At 70.7% G+C, this 7465-nt stretch carries 6 protein-coding genes and 1 riboswitch; of the genes, 2 read left to right on the top strand and 4 right to left on the bottom strand.

What is annotated here, in order from left to right; translation table 11 throughout:
- Nucleotides 1-174 precede the first annotated feature (174 nt).
- The 4 genes from groL to thrC form a co-directional block, all read right to left on the bottom strand.
- On the bottom strand, nt 175-1800 hold the full coding sequence (gene groL, locus ACFV9T_RS42325) for a chaperonin GroEL (protein WP_385449123.1): 1626 nt from the start codon (nt 1798-1800) through the stop codon (nt 175-177).
- A gap of 317 nt (nt 1801-2117) precedes the next feature.
- Nucleotides 2118-2324 carry a cold-shock protein gene (locus tag ACFV9T_RS42320; RefSeq protein WP_009716982.1) on the bottom strand — a complete coding sequence of 69 codons (207 nt, stop codon included), beginning with the start codon at nt 2322-2324 and terminating at the stop codon, nt 2118-2120.
- Between the two features lie 478 nt (nt 2325-2802).
- Entirely contained in the window at nt 2803-3078 is a 276-nt protein-coding gene (locus ACFV9T_RS42315; RefSeq protein WP_385449121.1) for a MoaD/ThiS family protein, read from the bottom strand.
- Nucleotides 3075-4361, bottom strand: coding sequence for a threonine synthase (gene thrC / locus ACFV9T_RS42310; protein WP_385449119.1), 1287 nt, complete (start codon nt 4359-4361; stop codon nt 3075-3077). Before thrC ends, ACFV9T_RS42315 begins: the two co-directional genes overlap by 4 nt.
- Before the next feature lie 17 nt (nt 4362-4378).
- A riboswitch (SAM riboswitch) is annotated at nt 4379-4520 on the bottom strand.
- Nucleotides 4521-4719: 199 nt separating this feature from the next.
- On the opposite strand from thrC, the gene ACFV9T_RS42305 reads away from it, so the two are divergent.
- The gene (locus ACFV9T_RS42305; protein ID WP_385449117.1) at nt 4720-5691 is read left to right on the top strand and encodes a glucosyl-3-phosphoglycerate synthase; all 972 of its coding nucleotides are present in this window, start codon (nt 4720-4722) and stop codon (nt 5689-5691) included.
- A 72-nt stretch (nt 5692-5763) separates the two neighbouring features.
- Nucleotides 5764-7239: a trehalose-6-phosphate synthase gene (locus ACFV9T_RS42300; protein ID WP_385449114.1), complete on the top strand. Its 1476-nt coding sequence runs from the start codon at nt 5764-5766 to the stop codon at nt 7237-7239.
- Nucleotides 7240-7465: the final 226 nt, after the last annotated feature.

Here is a 7465-nt window from a genome sequence, read left to right as displayed (position 1 = left end):
GCCGTGATGTTCGACGCCGCGCCGACGGGCCAGCTCGGGGCCGCCCCCGACGCCGCCAGTCCAAAAAAGGAATAAAAATACGCCGGGGGGGGGCCACCCCTTGGGAGAAAGGGTGCCGCCCCGCCGTCGTCAGTGGACGGTATGACCGACCGGCGCGCGGGGCGCCGAAGCCGATCAGAAGTCCATGTCACCGCCCGGCATGCCGCCCGGGGCGCCCGCCGGAGCGGACTTCTCGGGCTTGTCGGCGATGACGGCCTCGGTGGTGAGGAACAGCGCGGCGATCGACGCGGCGTTCTGCAGCGCGGAGCGCGTGACCTTGGCCGGGTCGATGATGCCCTCGGCGATGAGGTCGATGTACTCACCGGTCGCGGCGTTGAGGCCGTGGCCCGGGGTCAGGTTGCGCACCTTCTCCACCACGACGCCGCCCTCAAGGCCGGCGTTGACGGCGATCTGCTTCAGCGGGGCCTCCAGGGCCAGGCGCACGGCCTGGGCACCGGTGGCCTCGTCGCCGTCCAGCTCCAGCTTCTCGAAGACCGAGACGGTCTGGAGCAGGGCCACGCCACCACCGGCGACGATGCCCTCCTCGACGGCGGCCTTGGCGTTGCGCACCGCGTCCTCGATGCGGTGCTTGCGCTCCTTCAGCTCGACCTCGGTCGCGGCACCGGCCTTGATGACGGCCACGCCGCCGGCCAGCTTCGCCAGGCGCTCCTGGAGCTTCTCGCGGTCGTAGTCCGAGTCCGAGTTCTCGATCTCGGCGCGGATCTGGTTGACGCGGCCCTGCACCTGGTCGGTGTCGCCGGCGCCGTCCACGATGGTGGTCTCGTCCTTGGTGACGGTGACCTTGCGGGCGCGGCCGAGCAGGTCGAGACCGGCGTTCTCCAGCTTGAGGCCGACCTCCTCGGAGATGACGGTGCCACCGGTGAGGATGGCGATGTCGCCGAGCATGGCCTTGCGGCGGTCACCGAAGCCCGGAGCCTTGACGGCGACGGACTTGAAGGTGCCACGGATCTTGTTGACGACCAGGGTCGCCAGCGCCTCGCCCTCGATGTCCTCGGCGATGATCAGCAGCGGCTTGCCGGACTGCATGACCTTCTCGAGCAGCGGGAGGAGGTCCTTCACGCTGGTGATCTTCGAGTTGACGATCAGGATGTACGGGTCGTCGAGCGACGACTCCATGCGCTCCATGTCCGTCGCGAAGTACGGGGAGATGTAGCCCTTGTCGAAGCGCATGCCCTCGGTCAGCTCAAGCTCGAGCCCGAAGGTCTGCGACTCCTCGACCGTGATGACGCCTTCCTTGCCGACCTTGTCCATCGCCTCGGCGATCAGCTCGCCGATCTGGGTGTCGGCTGCGGAGATGGAGGCGGTGGAGGCGATCTGCTCCTTGGTCTCCACGTCCTTGGCCTGCTCAAGGAGCTGGGCGGAGACGGCCTCGACGGCCTTCTCGATGCCGCGCTTGAGGGCCATCGGGTTGGCGCCCGCGGCTACGTTGCGGAGGCCTTCCTTGACCAGCGCCTGGGCGAGGACGGTCGCGGTCGTCGTGCCGTCACCGGCGACGTCGTCCGTCTTCTTCGCGACCTCCTTGACCAGCTCGGCGCCGATCTTCTCGTACGCGTCCTCGAGTTCGATCTCCTTGGCGATGGAAACACCATCGTTGGTGATCGTGGGGGCGCCCCACTTCTTCTCGAGGACGACGTTACGGCCCTTGGGGCCGAGGGTGACCTTGACGGCGTCGGCGAGCTGGTTCATCCCGCGCTCGAGGCCGCGCCGCGCCTCCTCGTCGAACGCGATGATCTTGGCCATGTGAAGTGGTCCTCCCAAGACGGGGTGGATTGCTCCGGACCGCGCCTGGCGCCCGCGACGGACGGCCTGCCTGCCGTGCGGTTCCTTGCCCCGCACGACGTCGGCTTGCCTCACCGACCCGATCCTTCTGTCACTCTCACCTTCAGAGTGCTAACGCAATAATTAGCACTCGCCCCATGAGAGTGCAAGCGCCCGAGGGGCGTCAAGAGAGCCGACCGGGCGGGGCGGAGGGGCCCTCGCGGACATGCCAGAGGGCCCGCCCCCTCACGGGGTACGGGCCCTCCGGCGTTTCAGTCAGCTGCCTCGCGTTCGGCGCGTCAGCCTACGGCCACGCGGACCATGTCCGCCTGCGGGCCCTTCTGGCCCTGCGAGATCTCGAACTCGACCCGCTGGCCTTCCTCGAGGGTGCGGTAACCGTCCATCTGGATCGCACTGTAGTGGACGAACACGTCCGCACCACCGTCGACCGCGATGAAGCCGTACCCCTTCTCCGCGTTGAACCACTTGACGGTGCCCTGAGCCATTCCTAACTCCCCTATTGCTGGCCCTTGCGCAGGACCGCACTCCGCGGACCCGGGTCAGACCTCACCCCCCGAGTCGAGGGGGGTGTGCGCCGGAACGCGTCGACCGCCGCTGAATGTATCCGTCCCAACGCCCTCTGCAACAGGTCAATTGGACGAGAATTCTGGGCACGGCCGATCGGTAAAAAGTGGAGAATTCCTATGAAGCTCGGGCAAACCCGGCGGGACATAGGGTGCCAACCCGACAAATCGCGCACACACTTTGCGCACAAGTTGACGAGTTCTCATATGCGGTTCCGGCGCCGGGGCGGATGGGGTAGCCCGGGCCCGTTGGGGGAAGCGGGGCAACTCTATCGCGATTCCAAACACGGAATCGCCCCGTCCGTTTGTTCCCGGACGGGGCGATTTCCTGAGGTGAGCGGGGTGATGGGGCGTCAGCGGACACCCATCACCGCGGGGTCAGCCGACACCGAGCGCGGGGTCAGCCACCCGCGACCGCGGGGATGATCGACACCCCGGCGCCGTCCGGCGTGGCCGTGTCCAGGCCCTCGGCGAAGCGCACGTCGTCGTCGTTGACGTAGACGTTCACGAAGCGGCGCAGCTTGCCGGTGTCGTCCAGGACGCGGGCCGCGATGCCCGTGTGGTTCTTCTCCAGGTCCGCCAGAACCTCGGAGAGGGTCGCGCCCTCGGCACTGACCTCGGCCTGGCCGCCGGTGTAGGTACGCAGGATGGTCGGGATTCGGACGTTGACGCTCATGCGAGGCCTGCCTCTCGGAACGAGTCAAGGGTGGGGCGGATGATGGCGGAGGGGCCCGTGGTGGGGGCCACCGCGTCGAGGGTCTTGAGGCCGTCGCCGGTGTTGAGCACGACGGTCGTCAGGGACGGGTCGAGCAGCCCGTCCTCGATCAGCTTCTTGGTCACGCCGACGGTCACGCCGCCCGCGGTCTCCGCGAAGATGCCCTCGGTGCGGGCGAGCAGCTTGATCGCGTCGACCACCTGCTCGTCGGTGACGTCCTCGACCGCCCCGCCGGTGCGGCGCGCGATGTCGAGGACGTACGGGCCGTCCGCCGGATTGCCGATGGCCAGCGACTTGGCGATGGTGTTCGGCTTCTGCGGGCGCACCACGTCGTGGCCCGCCTTGAAGGCGGAGGAGACCGGGGAGCAGCCCTCGGCCTGGGCGCCGAAGATCTTGTAGGGCTTGTCCTCGACCAGACCGAGCTTGATCAGCTCCTTGAGCCCCTTGTCGATCTTGGTGAGCTGGGAGCCGGAGGCGATCGGGATGACGATCTGGTCCGGCAGCCGCCAGCCGAGCTGCTCGCAGATCTCGTACGCCAGGGTCTTGCTGCCCTCGCCGTAGTACGGCCGCAGGTTGACGTTGACGAAGCCCCAGCCCTCGCCCACAGGGTCGCCGATCAGCTCGCTGCAGAAGCGGTTGACGTCGTCGTACGTGCCCTCGATGCCGACCAGCTCACCGCCGTAGACGGCGGCCATGACGACCTTGCCCGCCTCCAGGTCGTGCGGGATGAACACGCACGAGCGGAAGCCGGAACGCGCGGCCGCGGCGCCCACCGCACCGGCCAGGTTGCCGGTGGAGGAGCAGGACAGGGTGGTGAAGCCGAAGGTGCGGGCCGCCTGGACGGCGATGGCGACGACCCGGTCCTTGAAGGAGTGGGTCGGGTTGCCGGAGTCGTCCTTGACGTGCAGCTCGCCGGTGACGCCCAGCTCGCGGGCGAGCCGGTCGGCCTTGACGAGCTGGGTGAAGCCCGGGTTCAGACTGGGGAGTGTGGCCACGTCCGCGGGGACGGGCAGCAGCGGCGCGTAGCGCCAGATGTTGTCGGGGCCGGCCTCGATCTGCTTCCGCAGCCCCTCCGGGTCGCCGCTGGGCAGCTCGTACGCCACCTCGAGCGGCCCGAAACACGATCCGCACGCGAAGATCGGACCGAGGTCGAAGCGCTCACCGCACTCGCGGCAGGACAGGGCGACGGCGGGGCCGAAAGCGGCAGCGGAAGTAGTTGAGCTTTCGACAGATTGCACAGCCATGGAGGCGAGGCCCTTTCTCCTCATCTTCCTCGGGACGCATTTCGCCACGAGACGGAATTGGCACCTTCCCGAGCTGGGAGCCTCGCTACAGGACGCGAGACCAGCTGGAGGGTTGCCGGGGCTTCAACGGGCCGTTCCCTCTGCCCCTCTGGATGAGCGGTATGGCCGCCGGGCCGGACCCGGGGCGTTTGTCCGCACGGTGCCCCCGACATACGAAGGTCATGTGCGCTGTTCAAGACTGTAACCGACGGCCCGGAGGGTTGAGCCAGCCGTCCGAACCGCGAGATGGATCACAACGATCATCACGACGACCATCACGACGATCACGCCGAGCGATCACAGCAGGGAGACGAAACAGGTGCTGGATGAGGTGGAGCGCTGGCTGGAGCACCGCTCCTGGTCGGCCGACGACCGTCCGCTGGACCGCCTGCTGGCCGCGAAGCGCGACACGGCGACGGCGGGGACAGTGACGGCGGGGACGAGCGTCAGCGTGGTGCTGCCCGCGCTGAACGAGGAGGCGACCGTCGGCGATATCGCCGCCGCGATCCGCCGCGACCTGATGACCGAGGCCGTGCCGCTCGTCGACGAGCTGGTGGTGCTGGACTCCGGTTCCACCGACCGCACCGCCGAGGTCGCCTCGGCGGCCGGGGCGCGGGTGGTGCACCGCGACGCGCTGCTGCCCCGGCTGCCCGCGCTGCCCGGCAAGGGCGAGGTGCTGTGGCGGTCGCTGCTGGCGACCAGCGGCGACATCGTCTGCTTCATCGACGCCGACCTGCGCGAATTCGACGCGCGCTTCGTCTCCGGGATCGTCGGGCCGCTGCTCACCGACCCCGGGGTGCAGCTGGTCAAGGGCATGTACGACCGTCCGCTACGGGATACGGCGGGCCAGGGCGGGCGGGTCACCGAGCTGGTCGCCCGGCCGCTGCTGAACCTGCACTGGCCGCAGCTGGCCGGTTTCGTCCAGCCGCTCGGCGGCGAGTACGCGGCCCGGCGCTCGCTGCTGGAGCGGCTGCCGTTCCCCGTCGGGTACGGGGTCGAGCTGGGCCTGCTCGTCGACGCGCTGCACACGGTCGGGCTCGACGCCCTCGCCCAGGTCGACATCGGCGTGCGCAAGCACCGGCACCAGGACGGCAAGGCACTCGGCCGGATGGCCGCGGCGATCTACCGCACCGCCCAGCTGCGGCTGGCCCGCGGCCATCTGGTGCGGCCCCGGCTGACCCAGTTCGAGCGCGGCGAGAACGGCTTCGAGCCGCGGACCACGGCGGTGGACACGGAGGAGCGGCCGCCGATGATCGAGATCCCGGAGTACGCGGAGCGGCGCGCCGCCTGAGTCCGCCGACTCTTCCGGGGCAAGAAACCGTACGTACGTTTGCGCGGCATGCCCGATGGCTAGGCTCGCGACATGGCCGTTGAGCGCGCCGTCGAGCGCAGCGCACCGATCCTCGTCGCGTCCAACCGCGGCCCGGTCTCGTACGCGCTGGGCGAGGACGGTTCGCTCACCCCCAAGCGCGGGGGCGGCGGGCTGGTCTCCGGGCTGAGCGCGATCGGGCCCGACGCGGGGGCCGTATGGGTGTGCGCCGCGCTCGGCGACGGCGACCGCGAGGCCGCGCGCCGCGCCGGGACCGGGCACTTGGCGTCGGCCGACACCGGCGGCCAGCAGGTGCGGATGCTGGACATCGCGCCGGACGTCTTCGCCGCGGCGTACAACGGCGTCGCGAACTCGGTCCTGTGGTTCGTCCACCACCTGCTCTACCAGACCCCCATCGAGCCGGTCTTCGACGCGGAGTTCGCCGCCCAGTGGGAGGCGTACGAGACGTACAACGCGGCCTTCGCCGACGCGCTCGCCCAGGAGGCGGCCGAGGGCGCGGTGGTGCTGGTGCAGGACTACCACCTGGCGCTGGTCCCAGGGCTGCTCCGGGCCCGCCGCCCCGACCTGCGGATCGGCCACTTCTCGCACACCCCGTGGGCGCCCCCGGACTACTACCGGCTGCTGCCGGACGACGTCGCGGCGGGCGTGCTGCGCGGCATCCTCGGCGGTGACCGCGCCGCCTTCCTGACCGGGCGCTGGGCCGCCGCGTTCGCCGACTGCTGTGCGGCGGTGCTGGGCGCGGAGGTCGTCCGCGCGGCCGACGGCTCGGCGGCCGCCGTGCGCTTCGAGGGCCGGGAGACCCGGCTCGGGGTGCACGGCCTCGGCGCCGATGCCTCCTTCCTGCTGGAGCGGTCGCGGGCGGCCGATGTCGGCGAGCGGCTGAGCGCGCTGCGCGAGCAGATCGGACCGGGCCGGAAGACGATCGTCCGGGTGGATCGCACCGAGCTGTCCAAGAACATCGTGCGCGGGCTGCTGGCCTACCGCCGCCTCCTGGAGTCCCACCCCGAGTGGCGCGAGCGCGTCGTCCACGTGGCCTTCGCCTACCCGTCGCGCCAGGACCTCGCCGTCTACCGCGACTACACCGAGCGGGTGCGGGTGCTCGCCGACGAGATCAACGCGGAGTACGGGACGGAGGGCTGGCAGCCGGTCGCGCTCCATGTGAAGGACGACTTCGCCCGCTCCCTGGCCGCCTACCGGCTGGCCGACGTGGCCCTCGTCAACCCGATCCGGGACGGGATGAACCTGGTCGCCAAGGAGGTCCCGGTCGTCTCCGAGCGAGGCTGCGTGCTGGTGCTGTCGCGGGAGGCGGGGGCGTACGAGGAGCTGGGCGCGGATGCGGTGGTGGTGAACCCGTACGACGTGGAGGCCACGGCCCGCGCCCTGGACGAGGCCCTCCGCACCCCGGACGGCGAGCGCGCGGACCGCACCAAGCGCCTGGCCGCAGCGGCCACAGCCCTCCCACCCCGAGACTGGTTCCTGGCCCAGCTACGGTCCCTGCAAGAGGCCTAGAGTCCCCCACCCCGCCCCTCCCCGAAACCGGGGCTCCGCCCCGGACCCCGGACGGATGCCCCGCCCCGGGGCACCGTTCACCGGGCACACCGCCCCGCAGCCTCACCACCCGGGCCCGTCCCGGGCACCGCCAGCCGGGCACCGCCCGCGCCCGGCCTCGTCGGGACGGCCCGCCGTGGGGGGGGCCCCGCCCCGGGGGCCCCGGCCCGCGGGGGGCCCCCCCCCC

Source organism: Streptomyces sp. NPDC059850 (genome assembly GCF_042731515.1).
Lineage (GTDB): Bacteria > Actinomycetota > Actinomycetes > Streptomycetales > Streptomycetaceae > Streptomyces.
Note: the sequence above shows the minus strand (reverse complement) of the source record. Positions and strands in the feature narration are given on the sequence as shown.